A 16,846-nucleotide genomic window follows, 5' to 3' on the forward strand; every position below is an offset into this window, starting at 1 on the left:
ATGACGAAAATGCTGTGAAATCGGGTAGTAATGTTGTCATCATCAGCGTTCCTGGCCGGAAATGAAACACGCATACTCATAACTGCTGTCTATTGAATACTAACACCTGGATTCAATATGTCTATTCGGTTGTAGTGGGGATATCGCCGCCAACAAAACGTGTCAGGTGATCCGCTCACCGGACACGTTCTGGATTTAATAAGCCTGCTGGTAAAGCCGCAACGCATCGTCTTCACTTAGCGTAACGGGATTATTGCCCAGCAAGCGGGTCTGCTGCATGGCATCCTGCGCCAATATCGCCAGTCCGTCTGCGGGAACACCAACGTCACGTAGCCTGTTCGGTGCCCCGGTTGCCGCAATAATGCTTACCATCCCGGCAATAAACGACTGGGCATCGATATCCACATTTCCTGTTACCTGCGCCCCAATGACAGGAGCCAGCTCGGCATAAAGTGGTGCAGTTACCGCCACGTTAAACTGCAGCACCGGAACCAACATTAGCGCATTCGACAAGCCGTGCGGGATATGGTGTCTGCCTCCCAAGGGATAAGCCAGTGCATGCACCGCCGCCACCGGAGAGTTAGCGAAAGCCTGTCCCGCCAGCATCGCGCCCAGCAGCACATTTTCTCGCGCTTCACGGTTGTGTCCGTCACGACATGCGGTCACCAGATGGCGACTGATTAAACGTAACGCTTCGCGGGCCAGCGCGTCCGAGAGTGGGTTTTTCTTATGCTTGCCGGTATAGGCCTCAATCGCATGCACCATCGCATCTATCCCGGCGGCGGCAGTATGGACAGGAGGAAGTCCCAGGGTCAGTTGTGCATCCAACAGCACCAAATCACCATACAGTTGCGGGGAAACAATGCCCATTTTGCTGTCATCGTTGGTCGTCAAAATTGCAATATTGGTGACTTCAGACCCGGTGCCGGCTGTGGTGGGAATGTTAACCAGCGGTAGGCGTTTCCCGGTGACCTTGTCGATGCCGTAAAGCTCCGCCAGGTCTTGTTCAGCGTTGATTAATACAGCCACCAGCTTCGCGACATCGAGCGAGGAGCCGCCCCCCAGACCAATAACCATCTCGCAGTTACCATCGCGGGCAACCTGTAAAGCTTCGCGAACGAGGCGCTCCTGTGGGTCGGGTTGGACCCGATCATAAACCGTCACCTGAAACCCTGCGTTGTGCAAACCGTGCAGAACCGGTGGTAAAACCCCTGCCTTGACCAGACCGGAATCGGTCACCAGCAATACACGACGCGCGCTAAACCGTTGCTGAAGGATCTCTCCTAACCGAGACGCACCCGCCCACTCGACGATAATTTCCGCTACCGTCGTAAACGCAAAATCCTTCATGGCATTGTTCATTGAGGTATTCCTTGCAGTATAAATGGACAGCTTTTAACCACGCGGTTCATCGGGATGAATGTGAAAACTTTTCACCTCTTTACGCGCCAGCATCGGGGCAATAATGCCAGTGCCAATACGTTGGAAATGTTCCGTTTGCCGGTGAAGCTCGAGCCCCTCTGCACAACGATAAGTTTCAAGAATCACAAAACGATCGCCGTCTTCCGTGGAGCGGAAAAACTCATACGATATAATTTCAGGTTCCTGACGCGTCGCCTCTGCCAGCATTCTGAGCGCGTCGTTAACCTTGTTACCCATCGTCGGTTGGGCAAAATAATGTGCAACGACAAACAGCTGCGTGTTTTCCATTTTTGGCTCCCGGTGGTTTAACGTAGCAGATTCACATCCCATAACGCGCTGTCGCTGCTTGATACAGCTATCGCGCCGTGCAACAGCGCCGTCCGGGCATGCTCCTCATTGCAGACAAACCCGGAGGCCACAATCGGCGGCAACACATTACGATCGGCCTGCGGCAGCAGCGGCAGCATCTGCGCAGGCATCAGTTGCACATAATCGGGTTCGCTTTGCTCCACGGCTTTCAGGCTGCGTAGCCAGGTGGAGCGGTCGGTGACGAAGATTTTCTGCATGGTGATCAGCCCGCATTTTTTCGCGCGCTGTACGGTTTGTAGACGCGTGGAAAGCAACCCCATCGCCCCCGTTTCGGCCACATAATCAATGCCGCCTTTATCCTGGGACAGCCCATTACAACTGTCGATATTCACGATGACATACTTTCCCGCCTTCGACAGCAGTTCGATCACCGGCTGGAGCTTGATCAGATCGATATTGGCAATAATGCAGACTTCAGCTTTGCTGGACAGCGCGGTTTTCAGTTGCTCAATGCCGTAAATCGCCATGATGACGGGCTGGCGTGCCAGGAGCACGCCAAGGTTTTTTATCATGATTGACCTGCCTGATGTGCGTGAAGCTGGGCGCTTAAGCCCAGCTTGCCCGGGTTAAGGATATTCTGCGGATCCAGCGCTTTTTTAATATCAGCCAGAACCGACAGCGATTCGCCTAAAGAAGCCTGCATGTAGGGGGAACGGAGCAGCCCGACGCCATGGTGATGGCTAAGGGAAGTATTGTGTTTAATCAGTACCGCATTTGCCGCATCCCATGCCGCACGATACCAGGCCGCACGCTGCTCGACGGGCACATCGCCACGCAGCGAGAAGTAAAGACATGCGCCATCGACATAGGCATGGGACTGATGCGCTGACCCCGCCAGCGTGCCCGGTACGGCGTTGATCGCTGCCACCACATCATCATAAACCGCGCTGAGATCGCGCCAACGCCCCACCATTTCCAGCGTATCCGCCACCAGGCCGGGGCTTTTCTTAAAACCTTCGGCGCTTTTTCCCGTCAGATAGCGGGTATCCAGCCAGCGCTCAAAGATGGATTCACCGTCAAGTTCTTCTCCGCTCTGCTGACAAATACGTTCACCGATCGCCAACACCGCGTCGACAATGTCGGGTTCTCCCTCATCCGCAATCAACAGGACATTGGTCTCGGGCAGGCCAAACTGCACGCCGCTTTCCAGGTTATCGTACAAGCGCAGTGCCGCTGGATTAGCACCATGCTGTAAGATTTCGCGACACGCCTCCAGCCCGCTGGCGAAACTGGAAAAACCCCAGGCGATAGCACGGCCATAATCCGGCAGACGATGTAGCTTCAAACGCACACGTACAATCACGCCCAGCGTGCCTTCCGAACCTATAAACATTTGCTGTAAATCAGGCCCGATAGCGCTGCGTGCATAGCCGCCAACGGTGATTAAGCGCCCATCGGCCAACACCACATCCATACCAAAAACCATATCTTCAATTTTTCCGTAGCGGGTAGAAAGCTGTCCCGCACCGCGACAGGCGACCCAACCGCCGACGGTACTGATCCCAAACGATGACGGCCAGTGCCCCATGGTCATGCCGTACTCTTTTTGGATAGTTTGCTCGAAAATATCGCCAAACATGCCGGCTTCTACCTCAACAATCTGGCTTTGCGGGTCAAAATCGAGCAATTTGTTGAGTTCACAAACGTCGAGCACAATCCCCCCACGCAACGGCAAGGCGGCTCCGGTAACGTTACTGCGCCCGGCAGAAACTGTGACCGGAATAGCGGATTCACTGGCGAGGCGCATTACGTCCTGAATCTGTTCTACGGTAGAAACGCGCACAATCACGCCTTTTGAGGTGGCGGGCGCACCCTGGGTTTCCGCAATCATCGAACCGGCCCACCAGTCGCGGGTCCAGGTAATCACATCGGACTCCGAAGTCAGCACCTCATCAGCAATCACCCGCAGTCGGTCACACGTCGCTTCGCTAACCGCAACGGGATCTACCTGCATTCCTTTTGCGCCATTGCTGCTGGTGATATCCGTTGCCCATGCGGGGCGAGTATGTGCGCCAACGGTATAGTTTCCACGGTTGTAACCACGTTTAATCGCTTCTTTACTGATCATTCTGATGTCCCCATAAGCATTGATTTTTCATGTTTAATTGCGGCCTGATAGCTGGCTACCTGTTTTGCCACCTGTTCAGGCTGTAACCAGAGTTCTTGTTGCAGTATTTCCCCAACGCGTTCAGCGGCAGCGGCTGACGCATCGCGTGCCATCAGACGCGCGCGAATTCGACGCGACAGCACATCATCAACGGTGCTGGCAAGCTCATGGCGTACGGCATATACGACTTCCGCTTCGGTGTAGGGAAGCCCTTCCACGATAGGTTTAACCAGCGAGGGATCGGCCTGAATAATGTCACTGACAAAATGCGCTTCGGTGCCATAGCGCTCGCCCAGATGTGCAGACAGACCGCCAGAGGCCAGAATGGCCTGTGGGTCATAGCCAGCCGCGCCAAGCAAATACGCAGTTTTCGTTGAGCAGGCCTTTTTACGGCCCAGTATTTTGCTGGCCGCATCAATGGTTTCTTCCGCCATGTGGCGCGAGGTCGTCAGTTTGCCGCCGACAATGGTAATCAGTCCGTCCGCTGCAACCCTGATTTCATGGTTACGCTTCATCTCCACGGTTTTGCCGCCCGCGGTACCGACAAGCGGGCGGCAACCAGCGATACTTCCCACCACATCTTCCGGGCGCAGATCCGTTTTCAGCGCCGAGTTTGCGCCTTCCAGCAGAAAGTCCAGTTCAGTGCGAGTGCAGTGAACATCGTTCAAATCACCCTGATAGTCTTCATCCGTGGTGCCCAGATAGGAGACGTTACCCCAGCGCGTAATGGTCGCGCGCCGACTGCGTCCGGCCACCGGAATAGTCACCGTGCAATCGTTGCGAATTTTCATCCACGGGATGGCGACATGAACCCCCTTCGCCGGACGGATATTCAGCGGCGATGATTCCCCTTTTTTCAGCCCACTCCAGTCACGCAACCAGACGCCCGTCGCCATAATGACCACCCGCGCTTTGACCTGGATTTCCCTGCCATCGGCATACACGATGCCCCCATTAACCTTGCCATGCTGGTCGCGTGTGGTTTCGATGACTTCGGCATGGTTTGTCACCGTCGCCCCATGAAACGCCGCCGTCCGCACCAGGGCCAGCGTTAACCTGGCGTCATCAACGCGGGCATCGAAATACATAAAGCCACCGGAGAGCTGCTCTTCTTTCAGCGTTGGGCAGTGCGATAACACTTCCGCCGGAGTTAATTTTTGGTGAAGAATGCCTTCCCGCCATCCCCCGGCGAGATCGTAGGTCCAGAGCAGACTTTCAAACGCAGAGGACATGCGTTTATCAAACACGCCATTCTTATCGAGTACCGGAAATAAAAAGGGCAGCCGCTGCACCAGATGGCGAGCATTGCGGCGCATGCGCTGGCGCTCGAGCAAAGAATGACGTACCAGTCCGAGGTTCCCTTGCTCGATGTAACGCAAACCGCCGTGCACCATTTTTGATGACTTGGATGAGGTTCCCGAGGCAAAATCACTCTTCTCAATTAACGCCACCCGATAGCCGCGCAGGCTGGCATCCAGCGCCGCATAGGCCCCCGTCACGCCGCCGCCGACAATCAGAATGTCGTAGGTTTCGCTTTCCAGCCGGTCCAGTTGCTCAGGACGCTGAAGACGCAACGGCTCGGCGCCGTACATATCACTGCGTGTTTTGTTTGGCTTTCGCGAAGGGAAAAACTTCATGAGTCGGCGTGCTCCTGATTAGCTGTAGTGAGACTGCTGGCGGTTTCCATTTCGAGCGCAATACGCATCTCCCAGCGGTGAATTTTTTGTTCGCGAAGGTCATGACTGATTTTGGGTTCAAACAAACGCGCCGTTTTCAGCGTGGCGCAGGCATCAGACAACGAATCCCACAGCAGCCCATCGGCTCCCGCCAGAAACGCCGCGCCGCGTAAGCTAGCCCTCGCCGTTTCGGCCATCCGCCGAACGGGGATCCCGCTAACATCGGCCTGGATTTGCAATAACGTGTCGCTATTGGACAATCCGCCGCCTACCACCAGCTCTTGCGTTGCGATGCCAGTTGCCGCTTCATTCGCACGCATACAGGCGGCTACCGAATGCGCAATGCCTTCCAGGATGGCGTAGGCCACCTGCGGACGCGTGGTCGAGATTGAAATACCGTTAAGCGAGGCGCGGGCATGCGGCTGCAAATGAGGAACACGCAGCCCCGTTAATGCTGGAATGAAACTCACGCCGCCTGAATCATTGGCCTGCGCAGCCAGCTCGCTGATTTGCTCGGGTGAGTCGAACCAGCGCAGCTTTTCGCACACCCAGTTCAGGGCCGAACCGGTCGTCGGGACGAATGTTTCTACAGAGAAATGTGAGCGTCCTTTTTGTCGGCGCGCGGTCATGGTGAGCGTACTTTCACAGCTTTTTTTCAATGTCGGCACCGTCGGCCCCATCATTAAATCGACAAAGCTGCCGGTCCCATGCATGCACAACGCCTGCCCGCGCTCAGTGCAACCCAGCCCAATAGCCCCCGCAAACTGATCCCCGGCACAAGCCCGGATCGGGACGCTGATCCCGAGGATATCTTCACGTGTAGTGCCAAAATCATCGGTATCATCGTGCAATTCAGGCAGCAATGACGTCGGGAACTTCAGGGTCTGCAGCCATGGCAAATGGTACTGATGCTCGTTGAGGCAATACGCGCCCGCAGAGGTGGCGTTGGTGGGGGTGGTGACACATTTTTTTTCTTCCGCCAGATGCCAGAGCAACCAACTGTCAACGGTGCCAAAAACCAGTGTTCCGGCCTGGTGCGCGCGCTTCACTGCCGGTGTATTGGCGATATGGTATGAGGCCCAGAGGTAAGGTGAACGTATCCCAACCGGTCGTCCAATTACCGGCAGCAGTTTCGCATCCCATTCGGGAGCAAGTCGCGCCAGCTCATCCGTAAAACGTGCATCCTGCCAGACCATCGCAGGTGCCAGCGCCTTGCCAGTGTCTGCATCCCAGAGCACCGCGGTTGAACGTTGCGTCGCAATCGCCAGCGCCACAATACGCATCTTGCTATGCTGCGCATTGGCAATCGCTGTACGACACACCGCAATAGTGGCCTGCAAAATTTCATCAGCATCTTGTTCAACAACGCCATGGCGCTGACTACTGACCTGAAGCGGTTGGTATTCAAGGCAGTGGACCTGGCTATTTCGCCCCACCACTGCCGCACGCGTACCAGATGTACCTTCATCAATAGCCAGAATGACATCTTCATATTCAATCATTTCGTACTCCTGTTTGATTCTGGGGCCATCGACTCGGGATAGGATGAATGGGGTGATTCGAACTGTGGGGCACCAGGCTCGTTATCCGGCTGAATCGTAGTGCGAGTGGGATCCCATGGGATCACAAAACAGACGATGCTGGCGAACAACGGCACGGCGGACATAATCAGGAAGGTCGTTTGCAGGCCGTAGAGATCACGGAAAACGGGGAAGATAAACAGACCGAGCGCCGCACCTATTGCCCCGAGCGCACCGACCACGCCATTCGCGCCTGCCCGTAGTTCGCTGCGAAAAGAGAGGGATGAAAGGCTTTTCCCGTTTGCACCGGGCCCACCTGAGTGACAAAGAATAAACAACGCGGGGACCAGCAAAGAGGCCCACAGCGGCATACTGTCGCTGAACAGTCCCAGCGTGAGCAGTACGAGAAAAGCCACGGCAAAACCGATCGCCGAAGAGCGGCGCAAGCCCAGACGACGGCCGATTGCAGGAGACAAGAAACCGCCGACGATACCAAATACGTTAAAAAATAGTGAACACAAGGTTGCGTACACAAAGTTTTTACCGAACATCGCGGCGCTAATAACCGGCAAATACCAGCCGACACCAAAATATTGGATTGACTGGCAGATCTGAACCGTAGAAGCCAGAATCGTACGCGGTAAATATACGCCACGGAATATTAGCAGTACATTTTTTGCCCCTTTTTCTGCTTGCCCAATGACAGGTTTTTGCTCCCCTTTTGGCGCCAGAATAAAATTATCACCGTATATTTTATTCATAGCGGTCACAGCATCAGAAAGTCGTGACTTTCTCGCTAACCATACCGGGCTTTCTACTAAATAACGGAACTGGAAGAAAAGCACAATAAGTCCACATAATGCAGTCACGGCAATAGAATAACGCCAGATAGCATCCCCGACATCCCAGGAATAAAACATCAGCGCTAATGCCAGATTTAAACAAACCGCAACATACCAGACCCCTTGCCAGGTGTTTAAACGGCTTTTTAGTTTCACCGGCGTGAACTCTGCCAGCATCGCCATGGCCACGGCAAAATCCATCCCGTAAGACACGCCAACAAAGAAGCGGCCCACGATTATGGTGCTGAAACTGGAGGATGACATCACCAATAGCGCCCCGATCACCGCCATTATTTTGGCGATAATCAGCGGTGGTACACGCCCCCAGCGATCGGCAATCCAGCCGCCAATGGGATTAAATAATATGGCAACCCACGATGAAAATGAGGTAAGTAACGCAACTTCAGTTGCGCTCAGATTTAAATTGCGGGTCATTGTATTTAATCCAGCACTCAGAGCTGAATTTGAAAAAGCATCAAGGAACAGGCCGCCTAATGCCAACCACCAAATAACACCGGCTCTGCCACTTATTTTTCCGCGAGAGTCGATGCAATGAATAACGTCATCAACGCCACGGATTTTTATCGGATTTGAGAATGAGCATGCGGACATGGCTTTCCCCTTCATAATATTCGGAAGAAGGTCGCCATTAGCTAAAAAAATGCAATAAGAGACCATCTTAATTTCACAGATAGTCTCTTATCTAAAATCTGTATTTTTCCACTCTAGAAGGTAAGAGAAAGCGTGTCAAAGCGACTTTTTAGACTGGCTTTGATTTTGTGATATGTAGCACAATTGTTAATCAAACATTTCAAAAAATTGGGTGGCAGGCGCTTATACCCGCCACCAGCGTCCGGGTATTAAGTTAGTTTTTTTCGATCAAATCCTGCGCGCACGCCCAGGCGCTCGACCATGCCCACTGGAAGTTGTATCCGCCCAGCCAGCCCGTGACATCCATTACTTCACCAATAAAATAGAGACCTGGTACTTTACGGGCTTCCATCGTGCGCGATGACAGCTCGTTGGTATCCACGCCGCCCAGCGTAACTTCAGCGGTACGATACCCTTCCGTACCGTTCGGCTGCACCCGCCACTCGGTCAGGGTCTCCACCAGCGTTTGCTGATCGCGCACGTTAAGCTGTTTCAGCGAGACATCCGGGATTTGCCCTAACTGCTGCAAACATTCCACCAGGCGTTTTGGCAACTGCATAGCAAGCGTATTCTTTAAGCTCTGATTAGGGTGGGCGCTGCGTTGGTCATCGAGGAAGCTCGCAAGGTCAACATCCGGCAACAAATTAATGCTGACAAATTCACCTGGCTGCCAAAAACTGGAAATCTGCAGCACGGCCGGACCAGAAAGCCCGCGGTGCGTAAAGAGCAGGTTTTCACGAAATACGGTGCCGTCCTCGGCGGTGATAACGGAGGAAACCGATACGCCAGAGAGCACCTGAAGCTGCTCCAGCAGCGGCTTGTGTAAGGTGAAAGGCACCAGACCTGCGCGCGTCGGCAACACGTTCAGACCGAATTGTTCGGCAATTTTATAGCCAAACGGCGTCGCGCCCAGACCCGGCATCGAAAGACCACCGGAGGCGATAACCAGCTTTTTCGTGCCGACCGTCATGCCGTTCAGTTCCAGAGTGAAGCCTTCCTCATTTCGCTCCACGCTAAGGACTTCGCTCCGTAACCGCATCGTTACGTTACCTTTTTCACACTCGTCCACCAGCATATCGACAATTTGCTGGGCGGAATCGTCGCAGAACAGCTGACCCAACGTTTTTTCGTGCCAGGCAATGCCGTGCTTACCCACCAGATCGATAAAATCCCACTGCGTATAACGTGCCAGCGCCGACTTGCAAAAATGCGGGTTTTGACTCAAATATGCGGCAGGTTCGACATAAAGATTGGTAAAGTTACAACGCCCCCCGCCAGACATGAGGATCTTGCGTCCCGGCTTTTTACCATTATCAATCAGCAGTACCCGACGACCTGCTTGTCCTGCCTGCGCGGCACAAAACATACCCGCTGCGCCAGCGCCTATAATAACGGTATCAAACCTTTCCACGTTGCGATCCTCTCTAAAAAGCGGGGGTGAATTGTAAAGATTCCTCAGTGGTCGCACCAGCACCAAACTACCGATAAAGGGTATTTATCTGAAATATATAGGATAATTCTTTAGTGGTGTAAAACAAAGCAGGAGACAAATCAAAAAAACTCTATATTTCACTTTGCCCGCGCCGCCAAAGTCACTGATAATGCGCCGCGTTCATGTCCTCAAAATGGCGTAACGTCCTATGCTACATTTGTTTGCTGGCCTGGATTTACATACCGGGCTTTTACTATTGCTTGCTCTGGCTTTCGTGCTGTTCTACGAAGCAATTAACGGCTTCCATGACACAGCCAATGCTGTCGCAACCGTGATCTATACCCGTGCAATGCGTTCGCAATTGGCGGTGGTCATGGCTGCGTTGTTCAACTTCTTTGGTGTTTTGCTGGGTGGTCTCAGCGTAGCGTATGCCATCGTGCATATGTTGCCTACAGATCTGCTGCTAAATATGGGATCGTCACATGGCCTCGCCATGGTGTTCTCCATGCTGTTGGCGGCAATTATCTGGAACCTGGGTACCTGGTACTTCGGTCTGCCTGCATCCAGCTCCCACACGCTGATTGGCGCTATTATCGGTATTGGTTTAACCAATGCGCTGATGAACGGCACCTCGGTGGTGGACGCACTTAACATCCCGAAAGTAATGGGTATTTTTGCCTCGCTTATCATCTCGCCGATTGTCGGCCTGGTGGTTGCTGGCGGTCTTATTTTCATTCTGCGTCGCTACTGGAGTGGTACGAAAAAACGTGCCCGTATCCACCTGACCCCAGCAGAACGTGAAAAGAAAGATGGCAAGAAAAAGCCGCCGTTCTGGACGCGTATTGCCCTGATCCTCTCCGCTATCGGCGTGGCGTTTTCTCACGGCGCGAACGACGGTCAGAAAGGCATTGGTCTGGTGATGCTGGTACTGATTGGCGTAGCGCCTGCAGGCTTCGTGGTGAATATGAATGCTTCCGGTTACGAAATTACCCGTACCCGCGATGCTATCAATAACGTCGAAGTCTTCTTCCAGCAACGCCCGGACCTGCTCAAGCAGGCGACTGGCGTAGACCAGCTGATTCCGTCCCCGACGGAAACAGTCACAACGCCATCGGCAGAGTTCCATTGCCACCCGGCGAATACCATCAACGCGCTTGAGCGTGCGAAAGGTATGCTGGCGAATCTGGAAACCTACGACAAGTTAAGCGTTGAACAGCGTGGTCAACTGCGCCGTATTATGCTGTGTATCTCTGATACCACGGATAAAGTGGTGAAATTGCCTGGCGTAAGCGGTGACGATCAGCGTCTGCTGAAGAAACTGAAAACCGATATGCTGAGCACCATTGAGTACGCACCAGTATGGATAATCATGGCCGTTGCTCTGGCTCTGGGCTGCGGTACGATGATTGGCTGGCGTCGCGTGGCGACCACTATCGGTGAGAAAATCGGTAAGAAAGGCATGACCTATGCTCAGGGGATGTCGGCGCAGATGACCGCCGCCGTTTCTATCGGTCTCGCCAGCTACACCGGTATGCCTGTCTCCACCACCCACGTTCTCTCCTCTTCCGTTGCGGGAACGATGGTTGTTGATGGCGGCGGTTTGCAGCGTAAAACAGTGACCAGCATTTTGATGGCCTGGGTCTTCACCCTGCCAGCAGCGATTATTCTTTCCGGCGGGCTGTACTGGCTCTCCCTGAAGTTAATCTAAGCGGATGCACGGTAAAAAAGCGGGTCAGGAAACTGACCCGCTTTTTTTGTATCTGTCGTTGGTAATCAGTGCCAGATAATCAGCGCAACCATGCTGATTAGCACCAGTCCGCATAACGCGCTGGTAAGAATGAACTGACCACGAACCCGCTCACAGCGGCGAATAAATTCATCATCATGATGATCGCGGTAACGCTGAGCGTAGATATACCACACCAGACGCATCTGCTTGTTGGGTTGCCCATGCGAGGTAAAAAATCCCCCACCATCGACATACTGGTAAAGTAATGGATCGCAACCACGAAGTACCACTAACAGTGCGCGTAACGAAGAAAAATAGCGCGCCATATTAACAATGCAAACGACACACAAAGCCCAGAATAACGCAATGGTGCTTATCATATCTCCTCCCCGGCGACCCGCCCACGGAACTCCTTTCCGGGACTACCGCTCCCCGATACCCTACCAATCATTCAGTGAAGAGTGCTACCGAAACCGCTCGTGTTAGTATCACGCATCCGAGCGCCTCTCTAAATAGTGTAGGAGATTAGTTAATTTTTTTGCCAGAAGGTTAATCGCTATCAATGCAATTAACTAAAAAATTTGTTTAACTGCTTGGCAAGCAAGGCGGATTGACGGATTATCCTGGTCGCTATAATGTAAGGATAGTCCTTATATGGTACGTTTTTACGACTGGGCTAGCCCCGCGCATAAGGTTCGCAGGACGCGAATGACGCAGCGGCAGATAAACGCCAGCAGGCTAGTCATCGACAACTTATGGAAGGAGTAACACTATGGCTTATAAACACATTCTTATCGCGGTTGATCTTTCTCCGGAAAGCAAAGTTCTGGTTGAAAAAGCGGTCTCTATGGCGCGGCCTTACAATGCTAAAGTCTCCCTTATCCACGTTGACGTAAACTATTCCGACCTGTACACCGGGCTAATCGACGTGAATCTGGGCGACATGCAGAAACGTATTTCTGAAGAAACCCACCACGCGTTAACCGAGCTGTCCACCAACGCAGGCTACCCTATCACCGAAACCCTGAGCGGTAGCGGCGACCTGGGCCAGGTTCTGGTTGATGCCATCAAAAAATACGACATGGATCTGGTCGTTTGTGGTCACCACCAGGATTTCTGGAGCAAACTGATGTCCTCCGCACGTCAACTGATCAACACCGTCCACGTCGACATGTTGATTGTTCCGCTGCGTGACGACGAAGAAGCATAAAATGTTTGCCGCCGGGAGATAACCCGGCCCGCTGCAAACAGTAAAGCCTGTAAACGCCCGCCCGCGCGGGCGTTTTTGTTTTTATCATCCGGACACAATTAGTACATCAACCCAACAAATAAATCATAATTAGTGTGATCAACTAATTGGATCGAAAACTATCTGTATAATACTCTACCCGCACGGCTAATCGCCGCAGTCTATAACAAAACAAGACTTTTTCGGCGCGTTTAAGCATACGCGTTCATACTTTTCGGGATGGCTTTGAAAGGCGATGGAATATGAATAAAACTGCACCTACGGGCTTGCTGCAGCAACCTCGTCCGTTCTTCATGATCTTCTTTGTGGAATTATGGGAACGATTTGGCTATTACGGCGTTCAGGGCATCCTGGCGGTATTTTTTGTTAAGCAACTCGGTTTTTCTCAGGAACAGGCATTCGTCACCTTTGGTGCTTTTGCCGCACTGGTCTACGGCCTGATCTCGATCGGCGGTTACGTCGGCGACCACCTGTTAGGTACCAAGCGCACACTGGTACTCGGTGCGATTGTGCTGGCGATCGGCTACTTCATGACCGGGATGTCACTGCTCAAGCCCGATCTGATCTTTATTGCGTTGGGTACCATTGCCGTGGGTAACGGGCTGTTTAAAGCCAACCCGGCAAGCCTGCTGTCAAAATGCTATCCCCCGAAAGACGCCCGACTGGATGGCGCTTTCACCCTGTTTTATATGTCGATTAACATCGGTTCGCTGCTGTCGCTGTCGCTGGCGCCGGTGATTGCCGATAAGTTTGGTTATGCCGTTACGTACAACCTGTGCGGGGCCGGGCTTATCGTCGCGCTGCTGGTCTACTTTGCCTGCCGTGGGATGGTGAAGGATATCGGCTCAGAGCCAGATCATAAGCCGCTGAATTTCCGTAATCTATTCTGCGTGCTGGCCGGTACGGTAGTAATGGTATTTATCTGCGCCTGGCTGATGCACAACGTGCAGATTGCTAACCTGGTGCTGATCGTCCTGTCGATTGCCGTGACGATCATCTTCTTCCGTCAGGCCTTCAAACTGGATAAAACCGGGCGCAACAAGATGTTCGTGGCCTTTATCCTGATGCTGGAAGCGGTCGTGTTCTATGTGCTGTACGCACAGATGCCAACATCACTTAACTTCTTTGCTATCAATAACGTGCACCATGAAATTCTTGGTTTCGCCATCAACCCGGTAAGCTTCCAGGCACTGAACCCGTTCTGGGTGGTAGTGGCAAGCCCGGTACTGGCCGCGATCTATACCCGTCTGGGAAATAAAGGCAAAGACCTGACCATGCCGATGAAGTTTACACTCGGTATGTTCCTGTGTTCGCTGGGCTTCCTGACGGCCGCTGCTGCTGGAATGTGGTTTGCCGATGCGCAAGGGCTGACATCGCCGTGGTTCATCGTCCTGGTGTATCTGTTCCAGAGTCTGGGTGAACTGCTGATAAGCGCCCTGGGACTGGCGATGGTCGCCGCGCTGGTACCGCAGCACCTGATGGGCTTTATTCTTGGGATGTGGTTCCTGACGCAGGCCGCTGCTTTCCTGATGGGGGGTTATGTCGCAACGTTCACCGCTGTGCCGGAAAACATCACCGACCCACTGCAAACGCTGCCAATCTATACCAATGTCTTCAGTAAGATAGGCCTGGTGACGCTGGCGGTAACGGTAGTGATGGCGATTATGGTGCCATGGCTGAACCGGATGATTAATACGCCGAGTACCGAGCAATAATCTTCAGTGCCGGATGCGGTTTACGCCTTATCCGGCCTACATTCAACATGCCCGATTGGACTCGCGCCATCGGGCATTTTCAATGCGTTACCCTTTGCGCGCGGCAATCCATTCCTGCACTTCCACCACGAAGGTGTCCGGCGCTTTGCGATACATTTTTCGCGCTAAATCCAGAATCGTATGCTGACCTAACGCCTCTTCCATCCGCTGCTGCGCCATATCCATCACCGAACGCACGCCGCAAATACCTTCACAGGCCCACTCTGGCGGCTGCTCATCAAACACCGCCAGCCGCTGACGGATCTCGCGGCACTCAAAAATACGTTTATCGCCATCAATGGCATTCGCCACGTCCAGCACGGTGATCTCCTCCGCGGGTTTCGCCAACTGGAAGCCGCCGCCCTTCCCTTCGCTACTACGCACCAGCCCAGCCTTCGACAGGCGGGTAAAGATTTTGGCCAGATAGTCATAGGGCACGCGCTGCAGCTCGGCGATTTCACGCACGCTCATATCGCGGGCATCGCCTTTGCTGTCCACCATGCACATCAGGCTATGGATGCCGTACTCAACCCCGGAACTGTAGAATGCCATTATCTTATCTCAGCCAAAATGAATCTGAGTATATTGTAGCTTTTTCGCATCATGCATTCCAGATACCGGATCACATCTGCAAATAGATTAAAATTTAAAACCATATTTATCAAAAAGATAATAACAATACGCTGGGTTCGATCCGTGACAGGTTCCAAATCGCATTGCAATTTATAACTACGACAAATAAAATCCGAGTAAATAAATCGGAGTCACCAGTGAGACAAGCATCATGCAAAAACAAATTCTGATCGTGGGCGCCGGCTTTGCCGGGATGTGGGCAGCGCTGAGCGCCGCGCGTTTAGCGGATAAAAATCAACAACATATTGATATTACGGTGATTGCACCGCAGCCCGAGCTGCGCGTGCGTCCACGCTTTTATGAAAATGCCGTTCACACGTTGGTCGCTCCGCTACAGCCGCTGTTCGACACCACCGGCATACGCTTTTTACAAGGGTACGTCGAACAGATCCTGCCGGGATCCCGCGAAGTTAGCTGGAAAGACACCAACGGAGAAAACCATCTGCATCGCTATGACCGCCTGGTGCTGGCCAGCGGCAGCCACGTTAACCGCGACGCCGTTTCCGGTGCCGCCGAACACGCCTTTGATCTCGACCAGCTGGAGAGCGCCGCGGAGCTTGAACAGCACATTAAAGATCTGGCATTACAGCCGGAGAGTGAGGCGCGCAATACCGTGGTGGTTTGCGGCGGCGGCTTTACCGGAATTGAGATGGCGCTGGAATTACCGGGCCGTCTGCGCGAAATATTAGGGGCCGATGCTAAGACCAGAGTGGTCGTAGTTGAACGCGGTGCACAGCCGGGCGGACGCTGGAGTCAGGCGCTGCGCGATGTGATTATCAATGCCTCCGCCGAGCTGGGCGTGGAGTGGCTGGTGAATGCAGAAGTGGAGAGCGTCGACGCGACTGGCGTAACGCTGAAAGATGGGCAGGTTATCGCCTCGCAAACGGTGATCTGGACCGTAGGTGTTCAGGCGAGCAGCCTGACCGCGCAGATTAACGCCCCACGCGATCGTCTGGGACGCCTGCACGTGAACGAGAACCTCCAGGTGCTGGGTCATGGGGATATCTACGCCACCGGCGACGTCGCCTACGCGGCCACCGATGACAAAGGCAATCATGCGCTGATGACCTGCCAGCACGCTATTCTGCTGGGGAAATTTGCCGGTAACAACGCGGCGGCGAGTCTGCTGAACGTCGCGCCGCTGCCGTATCGTCAGGAGATGTATGTCACCTGTCTGGATCTCGGCGCGTGGGGCGCGGTATATACCGAAGGATGGGATCAGCAGGTGAAACTGACGCGTGAAGAAGCGAAGAAGCTGAAGGTGTCGATTGTCAGCGAGCTGATTTACCCGCCGAAGGCGGAGCGCGAAGCGGCATTTGAGATTGCGGATCCGCTGGCGCCGTTTGTTTAGTCGGCAACGCCTTCTCTGGGCCACCGCGCGAAACGTAGATACTGTTATTGCCTGCAAGCCTTTTCACGTTTCGCGGTTACGGATTGCAGGCACGACCAGTCACAGCGCCGT

14 protein-coding genes are annotated in these 16,846 nt (G+C 53.5%); 4 read left to right on the forward strand and 10 right to left on the reverse strand.

Going from position 1 to position 16,846, the window contains the following annotated elements; genetic code table 11:
• Positions 1-195: 195 nt before the first annotated feature.
• The 8 genes from ACVXHP_RS16660 to ACVXHP_RS16695 form a co-directional block, all read right to left on the reverse strand.
• Positions 196-1,362, reverse strand: coding sequence for an iron-containing alcohol dehydrogenase (locus ACVXHP_RS16660; protein WP_447571834.1), 1,167 nt, complete (start codon positions 1,360-1,362; stop codon positions 196-198).
• A gap of 33 nt (positions 1,363-1,395) precedes the next feature.
• Positions 1,396-1,710 (reverse strand): putative quinol monooxygenase, encoded by a 315-nt coding sequence (locus ACVXHP_RS16665; protein ID WP_447571835.1) that lies wholly within the window; start codon positions 1,708-1,710, stop codon positions 1,396-1,398.
• Positions 1,711-1,727: 17 nt separating this feature from the next.
• Complete coding sequence (locus tag ACVXHP_RS16670) at positions 1,728-2,303, reverse strand: glycerol-3-phosphate responsive antiterminator (RefSeq protein ID WP_042311797.1); 576 nt, start codon at positions 2,301-2,303, stop codon at positions 1,728-1,730.
• A complete protein-coding gene (locus ACVXHP_RS16675; protein WP_316128507.1) occupies positions 2,300-3,859 on the reverse strand; it encodes an FAD-binding oxidoreductase in 1,560 nt (519 codons plus the stop codon). Before ACVXHP_RS16675 ends, ACVXHP_RS16670 begins: the two co-directional genes overlap by 4 nt.
• Positions 3,856-5,535, reverse strand: coding sequence for a glycerol-3-phosphate dehydrogenase/oxidase (locus ACVXHP_RS16680; RefSeq protein WP_316128506.1), 1,680 nt, complete (start codon positions 5,533-5,535; stop codon positions 3,856-3,858). The genes ACVXHP_RS16675 and ACVXHP_RS16680 overlap by 4 nt, the downstream gene beginning before the upstream one ends.
• A complete protein-coding gene (locus ACVXHP_RS16685) occupies positions 5,532-7,076 on the reverse strand; it encodes an FGGY family carbohydrate kinase (protein WP_447571836.1) in 1,545 nt (514 codons plus the stop codon). Before ACVXHP_RS16685 ends, ACVXHP_RS16680 begins: the two co-directional genes overlap by 4 nt.
• Positions 7,073-8,563 (reverse strand): MFS transporter, encoded by a 1,491-nt coding sequence (locus ACVXHP_RS16690; RefSeq protein WP_447571837.1) that lies wholly within the window; start codon positions 8,561-8,563, stop codon positions 7,073-7,075. Before ACVXHP_RS16690 ends, ACVXHP_RS16685 begins: the two co-directional genes overlap by 4 nt.
• A 238-nt stretch (positions 8,564-8,801) precedes the next feature.
• Positions 8,802-9,998, reverse strand: coding sequence for an NAD(P)/FAD-dependent oxidoreductase (locus ACVXHP_RS16695; protein ID WP_447571838.1), 1,197 nt, complete (start codon positions 9,996-9,998; stop codon positions 8,802-8,804).
• Positions 9,999-10,227: 229 nt separating this feature from the next.
• Here ACVXHP_RS16695 and pitA point away from each other — a divergent pair, with 229 nt between their 5' ends.
• Positions 10,228-11,727, forward strand: a complete 1,500-nt coding sequence (pitA, locus tag ACVXHP_RS16700; RefSeq protein ID WP_304702689.1) for an inorganic phosphate transporter PitA — start codon at positions 10,228-10,230, stop codon at positions 11,725-11,727.
• 65 nt (positions 11,728-11,792) lie between these two features.
• On the opposite strand, the gene uspB is transcribed toward pitA, so the two are convergent.
• Entirely contained in the window at positions 11,793-12,128 is a 336-nt protein-coding gene (gene uspB, locus ACVXHP_RS16705; RefSeq protein ID WP_003023371.1) for a universal stress protein UspB, read from the reverse strand.
• Positions 12,129-12,520: 392 nt separating this feature from the next.
• Here uspB and uspA point away from each other — a divergent pair, with 392 nt between their 5' ends.
• On the forward strand, positions 12,521-12,958 hold the full coding sequence (uspA, locus tag ACVXHP_RS16710; RefSeq protein ID WP_003023368.1) for a universal stress protein UspA: 438 nt from the start codon (positions 12,521-12,523) through the stop codon (positions 12,956-12,958).
• A gap of 281 nt (positions 12,959-13,239) precedes the next feature.
• Positions 13,240-14,712: a dipeptide/tripeptide permease DtpB gene (dtpB, locus tag ACVXHP_RS16715; RefSeq protein ID WP_447571839.1), complete on the forward strand. Its 1,473-nt coding sequence runs from the start codon at positions 13,240-13,242 to the stop codon at positions 14,710-14,712.
• Between the two features lie 87 nt (positions 14,713-14,799).
• On the opposite strand, the gene ACVXHP_RS16720 is transcribed toward dtpB, so the two are convergent.
• Entirely contained in the window at positions 14,800-15,303 is a 504-nt protein-coding gene (locus tag ACVXHP_RS16720) for an RrF2 family transcriptional regulator (protein WP_316129344.1), read from the reverse strand.
• A 232-nt stretch (positions 15,304-15,535) separates the two neighbouring features.
• On the opposite strand from ACVXHP_RS16720, the gene ACVXHP_RS16725 reads away from it, so the two are divergent.
• On the forward strand, positions 15,536-16,735 hold the full coding sequence (locus ACVXHP_RS16725) for an NAD(P)/FAD-dependent oxidoreductase (protein WP_447571840.1): 1,200 nt from the start codon (positions 15,536-15,538) through the stop codon (positions 16,733-16,735).
• Positions 16,736-16,846 lie beyond the last annotated feature (111 nt).

The sequence above is a fragment of the Citrobacter freundii complex sp. 2025EL-00176 genome (genome assembly GCF_053309355.1).

Excerpts from the sequence above, each read along its gene's own strand:
- ACVXHP_RS16660 (WP_447571834.1), bottom strand. The coding sequence starts at position 1,362 with ATGAACAATGCCATGAAGGATTTTGCGTTTACGACGGTAGCGGAAATT.
- ACVXHP_RS16665 (WP_447571835.1), bottom strand. The coding sequence starts at position 1,710 with ATGGAAAACACGCAGCTGTTTGTCGTTGCACATTATTTTGCCCAACCG.
- ACVXHP_RS16670 (WP_042311797.1), bottom strand. The coding sequence starts at position 2,303 with ATGATAAAAAACCTTGGCGTGCTCCTGGCACGCCAGCCCGTCATCATG.
- ACVXHP_RS16675 (WP_316128507.1), bottom strand. The coding sequence starts at position 3,859 with ATGATCAGTAAAGAAGCGATTAAACGTGGTTACAACCGTGGAAACTAT.
- ACVXHP_RS16680 (WP_316128506.1), bottom strand. The coding sequence starts at position 5,535 with ATGAAGTTTTTCCCTTCGCGAAAGCCAAACAAAACACGCAGTGATATG.
- ACVXHP_RS16685 (WP_447571836.1), bottom strand. The coding sequence starts at position 7,076 with ATGATTGAATATGAAGATGTCATTCTGGCTATTGATGAAGGTACATCT.
- ACVXHP_RS16690 (WP_447571837.1), bottom strand. The coding sequence starts at position 8,563 with ATGAAGGGGAAAGCCATGTCCGCATGCTCATTCTCAAATCCGATAAAA.
- pitA (WP_304702689.1), top strand. The coding sequence starts at position 10,228 with ATGCTACATTTGTTTGCTGGCCTGGATTTACATACCGGGCTTTTACTA.
- uspB (WP_003023371.1), bottom strand. The coding sequence starts at position 12,128 with ATGATAAGCACCATTGCGTTATTCTGGGCTTTGTGTGTCGTTTGCATT.
- uspA (WP_003023368.1), top strand. The coding sequence starts at position 12,521 with ATGGCTTATAAACACATTCTTATCGCGGTTGATCTTTCTCCGGAAAGC.
- dtpB (WP_447571839.1), top strand. The coding sequence starts at position 13,240 with ATGAATAAAACTGCACCTACGGGCTTGCTGCAGCAACCTCGTCCGTTC.
- ACVXHP_RS16720 (WP_316129344.1), bottom strand. The coding sequence starts at position 15,303 with ATGGCATTCTACAGTTCCGGGGTTGAGTACGGCATCCATAGCCTGATG.
- ACVXHP_RS16725 (WP_447571840.1), top strand. The coding sequence starts at position 15,536 with ATGCAAAAACAAATTCTGATCGTGGGCGCCGGCTTTGCCGGGATGTGG.